Origin of the sequence: Spirillospora sp. NPDC029432 (genome assembly GCF_040703975.1) — a bacterium.
Lineage (GTDB): Bacteria > Actinomycetota > Actinomycetes > Streptosporangiales > Streptosporangiaceae > Spirillospora.
Genome location: NZ_JBEZWH010000042.1, coordinates 19,225 through 34,075, shown reverse-complemented (window position 1 = coordinate 34,075; position 14,851 = coordinate 19,225). Strand labels below are relative to the sequence as shown.

Here is a 14,851-nt window from a genome sequence, read left to right as displayed (position 1 = left end):
ATGTTTCTAACGCCCGGGGGGACCGCCATGTCCGGTGGAGTACGCCGCAGGCCCGCGCAGCGCCGCAGCGCCGAGCGCTTCGAGCGGCTCCTCGACGCCTGCGCCGAACTCCTGGCCGAGGTCGGCCAGGAGGCGCTGACCACGCGGGACGTCGCCCGCCGCGCGGAGGTGCCGATCGGCACGCTGTACCAGTTCTTCGACGGCAAGTCCGGGCTGCTGCACGAGCTGGCGATGCGCCACCTCGCCGTGCTGCTCGGCCGGCTCCAGGAGCGCCTCGCGGCCGATCCCGTGGAGACCTGGGCGGACGCGGCCGTCGTGGTCTACGAGGAGAGCCTCGCGCTGCGCCGCAGCGTGGCGGGGTTCTTCGTGGCCGACTTCCGCGACACCGGCTCGATCGACACCGAGCTCGTCCGCCGGATCGACGAGGAGATGGCCGCGCGGCTGTACGAGGTGGCCACGCGGGAGGCCGGGCTCCCGGAGCTGCCCGACCACCGGCGGGTGCTGCTGGTCGCGATCACGTCCAGCGACGGCCTGCTGCGGCTGGCGTTCCAGGCGTCCGAGGAGGGCGACCCCGCCGTGATCGCCCTCGGGGCCCGGATGCTGCGCGCCTACTTCACCGACATCACGGCGGCCCCACCCGTAACATGAGGGTTGTTCACTTTTCTTCGGATCGGTGATATCTCTCACCTCAAGGCCCGTGGAACGCTCCCCATGGTCGAGGTGCCCCATGTCAAGACGCCCGCATCGCCGTTCCGCCTCCGTCCCCCTCGTCGCCGCCCTGGTGGGCGCCTGCCTGCTGCCGCCGGCGCCGCCCGCCCAAGCCGCCCCCGTCCCCGCGCCCGCCGCCGGCCCGTTCGCGGGCACGACCCCCTCCGGCGAGGTGCGCGGCTACATCGACGCGCACAGCCACCTCATGTCGTACGAGGCGTTCGGCGGCATGCTCATGTGCGGGAAGCCGTTCGCCGAGGGCGGCGCCCCCGAGGCCCTGCGCGACTGTCCCGACCACGCCGGCAACGGCGCGCTCGCCTGGTTCGAGAACCTCCTCAAGAACGGCTCGCCGCTCGGCACGCACGACCCCGCCGGCTGGCCCACGTTCCGGGACTGGCCCGCCTGGAACTCGCGCACCCACCAGCAGGCGTACCACGCCTGGCTCGAACGCTCCTGGCGCGCCGGCCAGCGCGTCCTGGTCAACCACCTGGTGGCCAACCGCCAGATCTGCGAGATCTACCCGCTCAAGCGCACCGGCTGCGACGAGATGGACTCCATCCGGCTCCAGGCGCGGCGCATGAGGGAGATGCAGGACTACATCGACCGGCGGAACGGCGGCCCCGGCAAGGGCTGGTTCCGGATCGTGACCGGGTCGCAGGAGGCCCGGCGGGTGATCGAGGCGGGCAGGCTCGCCGTGGTGCTCGGCGTCGAGACGTCCGAGCCGTTCGGCTGCCGCAAGAGCGGCGACGCGGCGAACTGCACGCGCGAGCGGATCGACCGCGGCCTGGACGAGATGAAGGACCTCGGCGTCAGCTCGATGTTCCTGTGCCACAAGTTCGACAACGCGCTGTGCGGGGTGCGGTTCGACGGCGACGCCGCCGGGGCCGTCATCAACCTCGGCAACTTCCTCGGCACCGGCCGGTTCTGGCAGGTCGAGCAGTGCGCCGGCCGCGAGCACGACAACGCGATCCAGCCCGCCGGCGGGCTCGGCGACCTGCTGCGCGGGCCGCTGGCCGGGCTGGGCCAGGCGGGGATCACGGTGCCGCTGTATCCGAGCCCGCCGCACTGCAACGTCCACGGCCTCACCGACCTCGGCGCGCACATGGTCAAGGGCATGATCGAGCGGAACATGATCGTCGAGATCGACCACATGAGCGTCAAGGCGGCCGGGCAGACCCTCGATCTCCTGGAGAGGGAGCGCTACTCGGGCGTCGTCTCCTCCCACAGCTGGACGGACGGGAACTACGCCCGCCGCATCTACGCGCTCGGCGGGATGATCACCGGGTACGGCCACGCGGCGGACGGGTTCGTCGCGGAGTGGCGGCGCAACAAGGCGTTCCGCGACCCCCGCTTCGCCTTCGGGTACGGCTACGGCCTCGACGCCAACGGCATGGGCCCGCTGCCGCCGCCGCGCGCGGGCAACGGGGAGAACGGGGTGCGCTACCCGTTCACCTCGCCGATCGACCCGGCCGTGACGCTCGACCGGCAGCGCACCGGCCTGCGCACCTGGGACGTCAACACCGACGGCGTCGCCAACTACGGCCTCGTCCCCGACTGGATCGCCGACATGCGCACGATCGGCGGCCCCGAGATCATCGCCGACATGGCGCGGGGCGCGGAGGCGTACCTGCAGATGTGGCGGCGCACAGAGAGCGCGCAGGCGGGAGCCGAGTGAGCGAACCGGCCTCCACCAGGACGGCCGGCGCCGCCGGGCCGGCCGTCCACGGCGGCGCCCGCGAGGTGGGGCGCGGCCGGCTGCTCGGGTACGCGCTCGCGTGGTTCGGCTACTGGCTGCTGCTCGTCCGGGCCCAGTAGGACCAGGTCGCCGCGTCCGGGGAGCCGCCGCTCTCCGCCGCCGAGTTCCCCGCGTCCCGCCTCGGCGTGCGGACGCCCACCCGCGACCTGCTCGCCGAGGCCGTCCTCCGCAGGCACCTGAGGCCGTCCTCCGCAGGCACCTGAGGCCGTCCTCCGCAGGCATCTGGGGGCGCTCATGGACAGCCCGCTGCTGCCCGAGGCGCTGCCGTTCTCCCTGCTGGAGATCGCCGGACTGGCGGTGGGCATGATCGACCGCGATACGCTGCACGCCATCGCCGCCGACCTGAGGACCCTGTGACCGCGGAACGCCCCTGCTGCGCCCCTCCCCGTACCGCAGAAGCCGCCGCACCGCCGCCCCGGGCGCTCCGGCCGCCCCGGGCGGGCGCGCCCGAGCCGGAGAACCTGGTGCGGCTCCCGGGCGGCCCGTTCCTCATGGGGACCGACGACCGCGACGCCAACCCCGGCGACGGCGAGGGGCCGGTGCGCGAGGCCGCCGTCGGCCCGTTCGAGATCTCGGCGTACGCGGCGACCAACGACGAGTTCGCGGCGTTCGCCGACGCCACGGGGTACCGGACGGACGCCGAGCGGTTCGGCTGGTCGTACGTCTTCGCCGGCTTCCTGCCCGGCGCCGTCCGCCGCGTGTCGCCCCGCCCCGACCGCGCGCCGTGGTGGTGCGGGGTCGGCGGCGCCTGGTGGCGGCACCCGGAAGGGCCCGGCTCGACGCTGGAGGGCCGCGGCGACCACCCGGTCGTCCACGTCTCGTGGAACGACGCCGCGGCGTACTGCGACTGGGCCGGAGTCCGCCTCCCCACCGAGGCCGAATGGGAGTACGCGGCGCGCGGCGGCCTGGAGGGCAGGCGCTACCCCTGGGGCGACGAGCTCACCCCGGACGGCGAGCACCGCTGCAACATCTGGCAGGGCCACTTCCCCACCCGCAACACCGCCGAGGACGGCTACAAGGGAACGGCGCCGGTCACCGCGTACGAGCCCAACGGCCACGGCCTCTACAACATGGTCGGGAACGTGTGGGAATGGTGCGCCGACCCCTGGGGCGAGGGCAGAGCGCTGCGCGGCGGCTCCTACCTGTGCCACGAGTCGTACTGCAACCGCTACCGCGTCGCGGCCCGTACGAGCAATTCCCCCGACAGTTCCGCCGGCAACACCGGCTTCCGCTACGTGCGGTGACGACCGAGGAAGAGGAGACGCCGATGACCGGCGAGAGCGTCCGCGCGTCCAACGCCCTGACGGCCAGGTGGGCGCGGGCCGCGTTCACGGGCCGGGCCGGTGCGCTCTCGGCGGCCGGGCTGTGGCCGCTCCTGGCGCTGCTCTCCGGCGCGGCCCGGGAGCCGGGGCGCGCCGAGTTGCGGGAGGCCGCCGGGGTGGACGCCGCGCTCGGCGGCAAGCACGCGCGCGAGCTGCTGGGCCTCCTGGACGGCAGCACCGCGGCGAGCGGCGCGCTCGGGGTGTGGGCGCGGGCCGATCTTCCGCTGGAGCCGTCGTGGCGGGAGGCCGTCCCCGAGGGCTCCCGGGGCGAGCTGAGCTGCGACCCCGCCGGCCAGGCCCGGCTGGACGGGTGGGTGGAGCGGCACACCGGCGGCCGGCTGACCCGGATGCCGATCGAGGTGCGGCCGGACACGCTGCTGGTGCTGGCCACGGCGCTGAGCGTCGACACGCGGTGGCGGCAGCCGTTCCAGAACGTCCCGCTCCGCATCGAGCGGGGTCCCTGGGGAGGGCGGGCGCGGGACGCGGCGGGTTTGTCCCGGACGGGCCGCGACCTCGGGCCGCTCGCGCTCGCCGAGACCCCGGCGGGGCCGGTCACGCTGCTGACCGTGGCGGGCGAGGACGACGTCGACGTGGTCCTGTGCCTCGGCGAGCCGGAGCGCCCGGCGGGCGAGGTGCTCGCCGCCGCGGTGGAGGCGACCGGCGGCCACCACCCGGTGCGCCAGGGCGAGGAGCTGCTGGAACGGGCTCGGGCCGGGGCCGTGCCGGGCGTCGGGGTGTTCACGATCGACGCGTTCACGCCGGAGCCGACGCTGAGCGTGACCACCGTGCGGTTCGACCTCGCCGCGGAGCACGACCTGCTGGAACGCGCCGGGCTGTTCGGGCTGGCCACCGTCTCCGACGGGGATCCCCGCGGCCATTTCCCCGGCATCAGCCGCGTCCCGCTGCGGGTCGACCAGGCCAGGCAGGACGTCACCGCCACGTTCACCGCCGAGGGGTTCAAGGCCGCGGCCGTCACCGCCTTCGCGGTCGCCGCCGCCGGTATACCGATGTCGCGCGCCCCGTTCGTGTCGGCGAGGTTCGACCGGCCGTTCGGCTGCGTCGCCCGGCACCGCCCCAGCGGCCTGGCCCTGCTCGCCGGGTGGATCGCCGAGCCGGAGGACTGGCCGGACGGCCTCTCGACCAGCCCCTGGTGACGGCCGGTCAGGTGAGGACGCGGTGCAGGACCTCCAGGGCCCGGTCCCGGTGGTCGTCGAGCTCGCGGACGAGGCGGTCGGCGTCGCCGGCGCGGAGGGCGTCGAGGATGCGGTCGTGGGCGTGCACCGACGCCGTCCGCTCCTCCGGCAGGTTGTAGTACATCGCCCGGTACACCTCGGTCGAGTCCCACAGCAGCCGGATCAGCCGCAGGACGTGCGGCTGGCCCGGCGCCTCGACGATCGCGAAGTGGAACGTGCGGTTGGCGGCCAGCTCGGCGGCCACGTCACCGGCCGCGGCGGCCTCCGCGCAGGCGCGGGCGGCCTCCTCGACGCGCTCCAGGGTGCCGGCGTCCATCGTCGGCAGCGCGTGCCGGGCCGCGCGCTCCTCCAGGACCTTGCGCAGCTCGTAGATCTCGCGCAGGTCGTCGTACTGGAGCTCGGTGACGAAGTAGCCGCGCCGCGGCCGGTAGGTGAGCTGGCCCTCCTGCTCCAGGACGCGCAGCGCCTCCCGCACCGGCGCGACGCTGAGCCCGGCCCGCGCCGCGACGTCCTCCTGGTTGACGCGCTGCCCGGGCCGCAGCGCGCCCGACACCATGAGGCGCCGCAGCGAGTCGACGGCGTGCTGCTGGGCGGTGGGAACCGAGGGAATCGCGGGACCGTTCACCGCCGGAAGCATATCCACGGGTCAGCGGAACGCCTGGATGCCGGTCAGCGCACCGCCGATCACCAGGGCGTGGACGTCGGCGGTGCCCTCGTACGTGACGACCGACTCCAGGTTGTTCATGTGCCGGATGACCGGGTACTCCAGCGAGATCCCGTTCGCGCCGAGGACCTGGCGGGCGGTGCGGGCGACCTCCAGCGCGGCGTTGACGTTGCCGAGCTTGCCCATGCTGATCTGCTCGGGGCGCAGCCGGCCGGCGTCCTTCAGCCGGCCGAGGTGCAGGGCGGTGAGCGTCGCGCGGTTGACCTCCAGCGCCATGGCGGCGAGCTTCTGCTGCTGGATCTGCGTCCCGGCGATCGGCTTGCCGAACGCGGTGCGCTCCTTGGCGTACGCGAGCGCCGCCTCGAAGCAGGCGCGGGCGGCGCCGGCGGCGCCCCAGACGATGCCGTAGCGGGCCTCGTTCAGGCAGGACAGCGGGCCGCGGAGGCTGGACACCTCGGGGAGCACGGCGTCGGCGGGGAGCCGCACGCCGTCCAGGACGAGTTCGGACGTCACCGAGGCGCGCAGCGACATCTTCTTGCGGATCTCCGGCGCGGTGAAGCCGGGGGTGCCGGCCGGGACGAGGAACCCGCGGACGCCCTCGTCGGTCGCCGCCCACACCACGGCCACGTCGGCGATCGATCCGTTGGTGATCCACATCTTGCGGCCGTCGAGGACCCAGCCGTCGCCGTCCCGGCGCGCGCGGGTGCGCATGGCGCCCGGGTCGGAGCCGGCGTCCGGCTCGGTCAGCCCGAAGCAGCCGAGCGTCTCGCCGGCCGCCATGCCGGGCAGCCAGCGGGTCTTCTGCTCCTCCGAGCCCCAGCGCCAGATCGCGTACATCGCCAGCGAGCCCTGCACCGACACCATGCTCCGCACGCCGCTGTCACCGGCCTCCAGCTCCATGCAGGCCAGGCCGTACGCGGTGGCGCTGGTGCCCGCGCAGCCGTAGCCCTCCAGGTGCATCCCGTACACGCCGAGCTTGCCCAGCTCGCCCGGCAGCTCGCGGGGGATGCGCGCCTCGTCGAACCAGTCGCCGGCGTGCGGCACGACGCGGTCGGCCACGAACGCCCGGACGGTGTCGCGGATGTCGCGCTCCTCGTCGGACAGGGAGTGGTCGATGTCCAGGAAGTCCAGGGGGGCCAGGGGGCCGGGCTCGCTCATCGCCGCCGCCTCTCATTGCGGGGTAATCTTCGAAAATCTAAACTCGATAATCGCACATAGCCGCTGAACCTGACAAAGGCCTCGTACATGCCTCATGCCCTGGACGATCTGCGCATAGTCGACTTCTCGCGCGTGCTCGCCGGACCGCTCGCGACGATGGTCCTCGCCGACCTCGGCGCGGCCGTCACCAAGATCGAGCGCCCCGGCACCGGCGACGACACCCGGGCGTGGGGCCCGCCGTACGACGAGTACGGGACGTCGACCTACTACCAGGCCGCCAACCGCAACAAGGACAGCGTCGTCCTGGACCTGGGCACCGCGGCCGGCGCCGCCCGCGCCCGGGAGCTGGCCGCCGGCGCCGACGTCGTCGTGGAGAACTTCCGCCCCGGCGTCATGGACCGCCTCGGCCTCGGCTACGACGCGCTGAGCGCGGACTCGCCCGGCCTCGTCTACTGCTCGATCACCGGCTTCGGCACCGGCGCCGGGGCCGGGCTGCCCGGCTACGACCTGCTCATCCAGGCGCTCGGCGGCCTGATGAGCATCACCGGCGACCCCGCCGGGGAGCCGCAGAAGGCCGGGGTCGCGCTGGTCGACGTGATCAGCGGCCTGTTCGCGAGCGTCGGCGTCCTCGCCGCCGTACGCCACCGCGAGCGCACCGGCGAGGGCCAGCGCGTCGAGGTGAACCTGCTGTCCTGCCTGCTGGCCGCGCTCGCCAACCAGGGCTCGGCGTACACCCTCGCGGGCAGCGTCGCGGGCCGGATGGGCAACGCGCACCCGAGCGTCGCCCCGTACGAGCTGCTCCCCACCGGCGGCGGCGACCTCGTCCTGGCCGTCGGCAACGACCGCCAGTTCGGCGCGCTCGCGGAGATCATCGGCCGGCCCGGGCTGGCCGCCGACCCGCGCTTCGCGACCAACGCCGCCCGCGTCGCCCACCGCGACGAGCTGCGCCCCCTCCTGGTGGCCGCGCTGTCCGCCGAACCCGCCGCCGTCTGGGTCGAGCGGCTCACCGCGGCGCGCGTACCGGCCGGGCAGGTGAACGACATCGCCGGCGCCTTCGCGCTGGCCGAGTCCCTCGGCCTCGATCCCGTCGTCGAGGTCCCCCGCCCGGACGGCACCGCCGCCCGCCTCACCCGCAACCCGATCGGGCTGTCGGCGACCCCGCCCACGTACCGCTCGGCCCCGCCGGCCCTGGACGAACGCCCCTCGGAGCGCACCGAGTCGCCCGAGGCGGCCCATCGCGGCGGGTGATGGTTAGGCCGGGCGGCTCCGGTTAGAAGGACGCCATGACCGCAACCGAGCGCCCGGCCGCGGTGGCGGCACGGCCGGTGAGCTTGCGCCTGCCGGGCATCGTGCTGGGCGTGGGCCTCGGCGGCTTCGTCGACGGCATCCTGCTGCACCAGCTCCTCCAGTGGCACCACATGCTCACGGGCACCGACTCCGACAACATCGGGGTCCGGTACTACTCGCCCCGCACCGTGTCAGGCCTGGAGATGAACACGGTGTGGGACGGCCTCTTCCACGTCGTCTGCTGGCTGTCGGTGCTGGCCGGGCTCGCCCTCCTGTACGCGCGGGTGACGCGGCGGCGCCGGCGGGTGTGGGGCTCGCGGGTGCTGTGGGGCTGGGTGCTGGCGGGCTGGGGCCTGTTCAACCTCGTCGAGGGCGTCATCGACCACCATGTCCTGGGCATCCACCATGTCCGCGGCGGTCCGAACCAGACATGGTGGGACATCGGCTTCCTGGTCCTGGGCGCGGTGCTGCTCGCCGCCGGATACCTGCTCCGGCGCGGCGGCGGATTCGTCGACGACGACACCGAGCGCACCCCTGACACCGACCGCGCCCCTGGCACCGGCCCCGGCGCCGGGACGCGCTGATGCACGAGCACGGCGGCGGTGGCGGCGGCGTCCCGTGGGCGGTGGTGCTTCCCGCCGCCGGAGTCCTGCTGCTCGCCGCCGCCTACCTGCTGCTCGTACGCGCCGGGACCGGGGGCAGGCCGCATCCGCGGCTGCGGACGGCGTCGTTCCTCACCGGCTGCGCGCTCCTCGCGGCGGCCCTGCTCCCGCCGGTGGCCCCGTTCGCCCACCACGACTTCCGCGGCCACATGCTCCAGCACCTGCTCATCGGGATGTACGCGCCGCTGGCGCTGGTGCTCGGCGCCCCGGTCACCGTGCTGCTGCGCGCCCTGCCGCCCGCCCGGGCGCGGCGGCTGACCGCTGTTCTGCGCAGCCGCCCCGCCGCCGTCGCCGGCCACCCGGTGACCGCGCTGCTGCTGAGCACGGGCGGCCTGGCCGTGCTGTACTTCACCCCGCTGTACGACGCCGCCGCAGCCCGCCCGTCCCTGCACTGGGCGGTGCACGCCCACTTCCTCGCCTCGGGCTGCCTGTTCGCCTGGGCCGTCGCCGGGCCCGACCCCGCGCCCGCCCGTCCGGGCGTGCCCGCCCGCATCCTGGTGCTGGGCGTCGCGATCGCCGGCCACGCCGTCATCTCCCAGCTCATGTACGGCGGCTTCCTCGTCGATGTGAACGCGCCCGCCGACCAGGTGCGCGGCGCCGCGGAGCTCATGTACTACGGCGGCGACATCGCCGAGCTCCTCCTGGCCGCCGCCCTGGTCGCCACCTGGCGCCCCGCCCCGAGGCGCCTCGCCGGGCCCGTCCGTCCCTAGGGAACGGCGCTGACCAGCCCGGTTCGGCGGTGCGGGAGATTGTGGTGCAGGCTGCCGGGTATCAGGAGGACCCGGCCGTGGAGGGCGAGTGCTGGATTTGGCAGTGGAGGTTCGGGCACCCGAGGGTGTCGTCGTGGTGACGCTGGCGGGGCAGGTCGACGCCGTCACCAGCCCCGGCCTGCGCGACCGGCTGGCCAGCCTGATCGCCGGCGGTGCCCGGCACCTGGTCCTGGACCTGACCGCGATCTCCTTCATCGACTCCACCGGCCTGCAGGTGCTCACCGCCATCCAGCGCGTGCTCGCCCCGCTGGAAGGGACGATTACGCTGGTCGGCGTCAGCCCGCACCTGCGCGAGGTCCTGCGGATCACCGCCCTGACCCGGCTGTTCCCGATCTACCGGTCGGTGGAGATGGCCGTGCTCGCGCACATGGCGGACCGGGCAGGCGACGACTGACGCCGCCCGCCCGGCCCGTGCTCAGGAGCCCGTGCTCAGGGACCCGTGCTCAGCGGCCCGCCGGTGTCCCGGGCCGGGTGAAGAGCCGGCGGAGGATGTCGGTGATCGTGACGACGCCGAGGATCTCCCCGTCCCGGGTGATGAGCGCCAGCTGGTTGCCGGTCTCGCGCATCTGGGCCAGCACGCTGTAGACGGTCGTGTCCGCCGGAACCCGGAACGCCGGCCGCGCCAGGTGGCCGATCCCGGCGGTCCCGGGCTCGGTCAGGGTGTCGCGGACGTGGACCACGCTCCAGGCCGTGCCCGCACCGGTCACCAGGATGCGCAGGTGCCCGGAGGCCCGCCCGGCCTCCTGGACGTCGGCGACGGTGGCGCCGGCGGGGACGGCCGTGAGCGCGCGGCGCCCGGGGACCAGGTCGCCGATGCGCAGGTCCTCCAGCTCCAGCGCCTTGGACAGCTGGGTCGAGTACGCGGCGTCCAGCGCGCCGACGTTCGCGGAGTGCTCGACCAGGTGGCGCAGCGCGGCCGGGTCCTGGCCCGCGGCGACCTGGTCGGCCGGTTCGACGCCGACCCGGCGCAGGCACCGGTTCGCGGCGCGGTTCAGGCCGTTCAGGAGCGGGCGGGTCAGCCACATGAACGCCCGCATCGGCAGCGCCAGCAGCGTCGCGGACCGTTCCGGGTGGGCGATGGCCCAGGACTTGGGCGCCATCTCGCCGATCACCAGGTGCAGGAACGTGGCGATGATCAGCGCCAGTACGAAGCCGGCCACGTCCGCCGCCCACAGGGGCAGCCCCGTGTGCTCCAGCAGCGGGGTCAGCCAGTGGTGGACGGCGGGCTTGGTGATCGCGCCCAGCGCCAGCGTGCACACGGTGATGCCGAGCTGCGCGCCGGCCAGCAGCACGGTCAGCTCGGACGAGCTGCGCAGCGCGGCCCGCGCCGCCCGGCTGGTGGGCGCGGCGTCCTCCAGCCGGTGCCGCTTGGCGGCGATGAGCGCGAACTCGATGGCGACGAAGAACGCGCTCGCCCCGATGATCAGAATGGTCGCGGCGAGCACGGCCCAGGGGTTGCTCATCGCTCCTCCTCGCCCGCGCCGCGCGGCCCCGCCGCCACCTGGAGCCGGATGGACGAGGGCACGTGGTTGTCGACCTCCAGTACTTGGACGTGGACGTACCGGGCGGGCGGGTCGTCGGTGTGCGCCAGGTCCGCCGGGTCGGCGGGCAGCCGGATGTCCAGCTCGGTGCCGGGCTCGGGCAGCGCCCCGTACTCGGCGATCACCAGGCCCGCGATCGTCTCGTAGTCGCCCTCGGGGAGCCGGTGGTCGATGGTGCGCTCGACCTCGTCGATGTGGAACTCGCCGGGGATGATCCAGGCGTCGCCGACGGCGGTGGCGGTGGGCTCGGCCTCGCCGGTGTCGTGCTCGTCGGTGATCTCGCCGACCAGCTCCTCGGCCAGGTCCTCCAGGGTGAGGATGCCGGCGAAGCCGCCGAACTCGTCGATCACGCAGGCGAGCTGCTGGTGCTCGCCGGCCAGCCGGTCCAGCGCGTCCGGCAGCGCCATCAGCGTCGGCAGCACGATGGCGGGACGCATGATCGACGACACCGGCAGGTCCGGGTCGGCGGCGGCCAGCACCTCGTCCAGGTGCACCACCCCGGTCACGTGCTCGTCCTCGTCGAGCACGGGGTAGCGCGAATGGCCGGTGCTCATCTCGCGCCGGACGTCCCCGACCGTCTCGTGCTCGTCGACGGTGTCGACATGGGCCCGGGGGATCATCGCGTGCTCCACGTCCCGCCGCGGGAAGTCCAGGATGCGGTCCAGCAGCATCGACAGGTCGGGCGGCAGGTCGCCGCTGCGCCGGGAGTCGGCGACGATGTGCTCCAGGTCCCGCTCGGTGGCCGCGTGCTCGACGTCGTGCACGGGGTCGATGCGCAGCAGCCGCAGCAGCAGGTTGGACGACTGGTCGAAGACCCAGATCAGCCGGCCGAACACCTTCAGGTAGACGAGGGTGGAGCGCGACAGCCACCGCGCGACGGGCTCCGGCCGGGCGATCGCCAGGTTCTTGGGGAACAGCTCGCCGAACAGCATCTGCACCAGCGTGGACAGCGCGAGCGCGAGGACGGTGCCGACCGCGACGCCGGTGCCCTCCGGGACGCCGGTGACGCCGAGGATGTCGCCGAGCGCGCGGCCGATCAGCGGTTCGGCGACGTACCCGACGAGCAGGCCGGTCACCGTGATGCCGAGCTGGGCGCCGGACAGCATGAACGAGGTGCGCCGGGTCACCGCGAGGGCGCGCCCGGCGGCGCCGTCGCCGCCGTCCGCGCGGGCGTTCAGCCGGGACCTGTCCACGGCCATGTACGCGAACTCCTGGGCGACGAAGTAGCCCGTCGCCGCGGTGATCACCAGGACCACCGCCACGCCCAGCAGCAGGGAGAGTACGGCGGTCATCGGCGGACCGCCGCGGGGTCAGCGGGGTGGGGTCGTGCCGTGGTCAGTAAATCGGGTTCCATGGCTCTCTTGGGTCGAACGGGATCACCTGCGTCAACGACAAATGTAGTCGAGTAGTTCCAATTCCAGGGACGCGGCCGAACTCGCAGGTCAAGTGCATCATGCGCGGGCCGCGTGCGGGAGCCGCCGCGACGGCGTGTCAGAGATCGCCCCGCCGGGCGCCGAGCTTTCTGCTACAAGTGTCGTAGCAAGTGTGGGCACAATCGCGTACGAGTGGGGGACCGATGGTCTTCAGGCAGCTCTCCGGACTGTTCGGCGGGGGCGGCCCGTCCGTCGAGACGGAACCGGCGTCCGCGCACTGCCGGCCGGGCGATCACCTGGCCGGCGAGGTGCGCCTCCAGGGCGGCGGCCAGGACGTCATCGTCAACGAGGTGGCGCTGAGCCTGGTCACCCGGGTCGAGACCGAGTACGGCGACCACGAGGGCGAAGCGGGCCTGGAGTTCCACCGGGTGGCGATCGCGGGCGGGTTCACGCTGGGCGCGAGCGAGTTCCGCGGCGTTCCGTTCCAGCTCCCCCTCCCGTGGGAGCTGCCGCTGACCGAGGTGTACGGGCAGCACCTGCACGGCATGGCCCTGGGGCTGCGCACCGACCTGGACGTCGCCGGCCGCCGCGACGGGGGCGACCTGGACCCGGTGTCGGTGGTGCCGCTGCCGTCCCAGCAGCGGGTGCTGGACGCGTTCGCCGCGCTGGGCTTCGCGTTCAAGGGCGCCGACCTGGAGCGCGGCCGCATCGCCGGGGTGGACCAGGCGCTGCCCTTCTACCAGGAGATCGAGTTCCATCCTCCCCACCGGTACGCCGGGCACGTCGAGGAGGTCGAGCTGACCTTCGTCGCCGACCCGTCCGGCATGGCGGTGATCCTTGAGGCCGACCGGCGGGGCGACCTGTTCTCCGAAGGGGGCGACACCTTCGGCCGGTTCCACGTCTCCCACGACCAGGCGCTCCACATGTCCTGGGAGCAGGAGCTGATCGGCTGGCTGGAGGCGGTGGTCGGCCACCTGTCCGGCGGCCACCCGGGCTTCGCGCACGCGCCGTACGAGCACGGCCACGGCTCGGGCGGCCATGGTTCCGGCGGTCATGGTTCCGGCGGCCCCAGCTGGGGCGGTGTGGCCGCCGGCGCCGTGGGCGGCGCCGCCGCCGGATTCGTCGCGGGCGCGGTCGTCAACGAACTGCTCGATGACGACGACGATGGCGACGACGATGGCGACGATGGCGAGGACGAGGGCTCCGGGGAGTTCGAGGCCGCCGCGGCCGCCATGTACGGCAACGCCGTCGAAGAGGCGGTCGAGGCCGCCTACGAGGACGCGTACGAAGACGCCTACGAGGCCGCTTACGAGGACGCGGCCGAGGCATTCGAGGGCGGCGAGGACTGACCGGCCGCCGCGCGCCCGGTCATCCGGCGCCGTCGCGGACGAAGCGGCCCAGGAGCAGGGCGAGCCTGCGCTCGCGGGCCTCGCGCGGCAGCCTGCCGCCGCGCTCCAGCGTCACCAGGCCGTGCAGCGCGGCCCAGAACGTCTCGGTCAGCAGGCCGAGGTCGTCACCGCCCGCGTGCGGGCGGACGGCCTCGGCCAGCTCCTCGAAGCCCGCCTTCAGCGCGGCGGGCGAGTCCTCGGCGGCGAACGCCAGGTCCAGGTCGCGGCGGAACATCGCGTCGTAGAGGGCCGGGTGCCGGTCGGCGAACGCCCCGTAGGCCGCGGCGACCCCGGCGAGCGCGCCGGCCGCGTCCGGCGCGCCCGTCCGGGCGGCGCGCAGCTCCCCGACCAGCTCGGCGAACCCCTCAAGGGCGACCGCCGTCATGATCGCGTCCTTGCCCTTGAAGTGGCTGTAGAGGACCGGCTGGCTGTACTCGATCCGGTCGGCCAGCCGCCGGGTCGTCACCGCCTCCCAGCCCTCGGCCTCGGCCAGCTCCCGGGCCGCGGTGATGATCAGCTTTTCCCGTTCCGCACGCTCGCGCCGCCGGCGCGCCTGGATCGACATGGCTCAACTCTAGCAGCGCTAGCGCTTTTGTCGGTGCTCTGTTAGCGTCACTCTCACTACTAGCAGTGCTAGAAAATTTGGGAGAGAGCCATGCTCACGCCGATCGCCTACGGTCTCGCCACCGTCCTCAGCCTCTTCTGCGTCCTCATCGGGGCCCGCTTCCTGCTCGCCCCGCGCGCCTCCGCCGCCGGGTACGGCGTCCCGCTCAAGGACGACGGCGATCTCGCGTACCTGACGATCAAGGGGTTGCGCGACGGCTCCTACGGACTGCTCGGCCTGGCGCTGCTGGCCTTCGCCGGCGCCGAGGCCGCCGCCTGGTACATGCTCGTCGTCGCCCTCAACCCGCTGGGCGACACGGTCGTCGTGCTCCGCAACGGCGGCACCAGGGCGGTCGCGTTCGGCGTCCACTTCGCGACCGCCCTGGCCGTCCTCCTCAGCGCGGCCCTCCTCTTCGCTGTCTGACC

At 73.9% G+C, this 14,851-nt stretch carries 17 protein-coding genes; 12 read left to right on the top strand and 5 right to left on the bottom strand.

What is annotated here, in order from left to right; genetic code table 11:
* Window positions 1-27: 27 nt before the first annotated feature.
* The 6 genes from AB0881_RS27680 to AB0881_RS27655 all read left to right on the top strand — a co-directional run bounded on the left by AB0881_RS27680 (window position 28) and on the right by AB0881_RS27655 (window position 4,940).
* Window positions 28-648 (top strand): TetR/AcrR family transcriptional regulator, encoded by a 621-nt coding sequence (locus AB0881_RS27680; RefSeq protein ID WP_366621383.1) that lies wholly within the window; start codon window positions 28-30, stop codon window positions 646-648.
* Between the two features lie 79 nt (window positions 649-727).
* The gene (locus AB0881_RS27675) at window positions 728-2,383 is read left to right on the top strand and encodes a Coagulation factor 5/8 type domain-containing protein (RefSeq protein ID WP_366621381.1); all 1,656 of its coding nucleotides are present in this window, start codon (window positions 728-730) and stop codon (window positions 2,381-2,383) included.
* Complete coding sequence (locus tag AB0881_RS27670) at window positions 2,380-2,523, top strand: hypothetical protein (RefSeq protein WP_366621379.1); 144 nt, start codon at window positions 2,380-2,382, stop codon at window positions 2,521-2,523. Before AB0881_RS27675 ends, AB0881_RS27670 begins: the two co-directional genes overlap by 4 nt.
* A 175-nt stretch (window positions 2,524-2,698) precedes the next feature.
* Complete coding sequence (locus tag AB0881_RS27665; RefSeq protein WP_366621377.1) at window positions 2,699-2,821, top strand: hypothetical protein; 123 nt, start codon at window positions 2,699-2,701, stop codon at window positions 2,819-2,821.
* Window positions 2,818-3,708 (top strand): formylglycine-generating enzyme family protein, encoded by an 891-nt coding sequence (locus AB0881_RS27660; protein WP_366621375.1) that lies wholly within the window; start codon window positions 2,818-2,820, stop codon window positions 3,706-3,708. Before AB0881_RS27665 ends, AB0881_RS27660 begins: the two co-directional genes overlap by 4 nt.
* Window positions 3,705-4,940, top strand: coding sequence for a hypothetical protein (locus tag AB0881_RS27655; RefSeq protein ID WP_366621373.1), 1,236 nt, complete (start codon window positions 3,705-3,707; stop codon window positions 4,938-4,940). The genes AB0881_RS27660 and AB0881_RS27655 overlap by 4 nt, the downstream gene beginning before the upstream one ends.
* 7 nt (window positions 4,941-4,947) lie before the next feature.
* Here the strand turns inward: AB0881_RS27655 and AB0881_RS27650 are convergent, their stop codons facing one another.
* Window positions 4,948-5,604, bottom strand: a complete 657-nt coding sequence (locus AB0881_RS27650) for a GntR family transcriptional regulator (protein ID WP_366621371.1) — start codon at window positions 5,602-5,604, stop codon at window positions 4,948-4,950.
* 21 nt (window positions 5,605-5,625) lie between these two features.
* Complete coding sequence (locus AB0881_RS27645; protein ID WP_366621369.1) at window positions 5,626-6,801, bottom strand: acyl-CoA dehydrogenase family protein; 1,176 nt, start codon at window positions 6,799-6,801, stop codon at window positions 5,626-5,628.
* An 87-nt stretch (window positions 6,802-6,888) separates the two neighbouring features.
* On the opposite strand from AB0881_RS27645, the gene AB0881_RS27640 reads away from it, so the two are divergent.
* The 4 genes from AB0881_RS27640 to AB0881_RS27625 all read left to right on the top strand — a co-directional run bounded on the left by AB0881_RS27640 (window position 6,889) and on the right by AB0881_RS27625 (window position 9,914).
* Window positions 6,889-8,049 carry a CoA transferase gene (locus AB0881_RS27640; protein WP_366621367.1) on the top strand — a complete coding sequence of 387 codons (1,161 nt, stop codon included), beginning with the start codon at window positions 6,889-6,891 and terminating at the stop codon, window positions 8,047-8,049.
* Between the two features lie 35 nt (window positions 8,050-8,084).
* Window positions 8,085-8,672 carry a DUF2243 domain-containing protein gene (locus AB0881_RS27635; protein ID WP_366621365.1) on the top strand — a complete coding sequence of 196 codons (588 nt, stop codon included), beginning with the start codon at window positions 8,085-8,087 and terminating at the stop codon, window positions 8,670-8,672.
* Window positions 8,672-9,460: a cytochrome c oxidase assembly protein gene (locus AB0881_RS27630; RefSeq protein WP_366621363.1), complete on the top strand. Its 789-nt coding sequence runs from the start codon at window positions 8,672-8,674 to the stop codon at window positions 9,458-9,460. The genes AB0881_RS27635 and AB0881_RS27630 overlap by 1 nt, the downstream gene beginning before the upstream one ends.
* An 88-nt stretch (window positions 9,461-9,548) precedes the next feature.
* Entirely contained in the window at window positions 9,549-9,914 is a 366-nt protein-coding gene (locus AB0881_RS27625) for an STAS domain-containing protein (protein WP_366621361.1), read from the top strand.
* A 49-nt stretch (window positions 9,915-9,963) separates the two neighbouring features.
* On the opposite strand, the gene AB0881_RS27620 is transcribed toward AB0881_RS27625, so the two are convergent.
* Window positions 9,964-10,983 carry a hemolysin family protein gene (locus tag AB0881_RS27620; RefSeq protein WP_366621359.1) on the bottom strand — a complete coding sequence of 340 codons (1,020 nt, stop codon included), beginning with the start codon at window positions 10,981-10,983 and terminating at the stop codon, window positions 9,964-9,966.
* Complete coding sequence (locus AB0881_RS27615) at window positions 10,980-12,353, bottom strand: hemolysin family protein (protein WP_366621358.1); 1,374 nt, start codon at window positions 12,351-12,353, stop codon at window positions 10,980-10,982. Before AB0881_RS27615 ends, AB0881_RS27620 begins: the two co-directional genes overlap by 4 nt.
* Before the next feature lie 284 nt (window positions 12,354-12,637).
* Between AB0881_RS27615 and AB0881_RS27610 the strand changes: the two genes are divergently transcribed.
* A complete protein-coding gene (locus tag AB0881_RS27610) occupies window positions 12,638-13,783 on the top strand; it encodes a sporulation protein (protein ID WP_366621356.1) in 1,146 nt (381 codons plus the stop codon).
* A 19-nt stretch (window positions 13,784-13,802) separates the two neighbouring features.
* Here the strand turns inward: AB0881_RS27610 and AB0881_RS27605 are convergent, their stop codons facing one another.
* On the bottom strand, window positions 13,803-14,387 hold the full coding sequence (locus AB0881_RS27605; protein ID WP_366621354.1) for a TetR/AcrR family transcriptional regulator: 585 nt from the start codon (window positions 14,385-14,387) through the stop codon (window positions 13,803-13,805).
* A gap of 90 nt (window positions 14,388-14,477) precedes the next feature.
* Between AB0881_RS27605 and AB0881_RS27600 the strand changes: the two genes are divergently transcribed.
* The gene (locus tag AB0881_RS27600; RefSeq protein WP_366621352.1) at window positions 14,478-14,849 is read left to right on the top strand and encodes a DUF4267 domain-containing protein; all 372 of its coding nucleotides are present in this window, start codon (window positions 14,478-14,480) and stop codon (window positions 14,847-14,849) included.
* The last annotated feature ends 2 nt before the right edge of the window (window positions 14,850-14,851 follow it).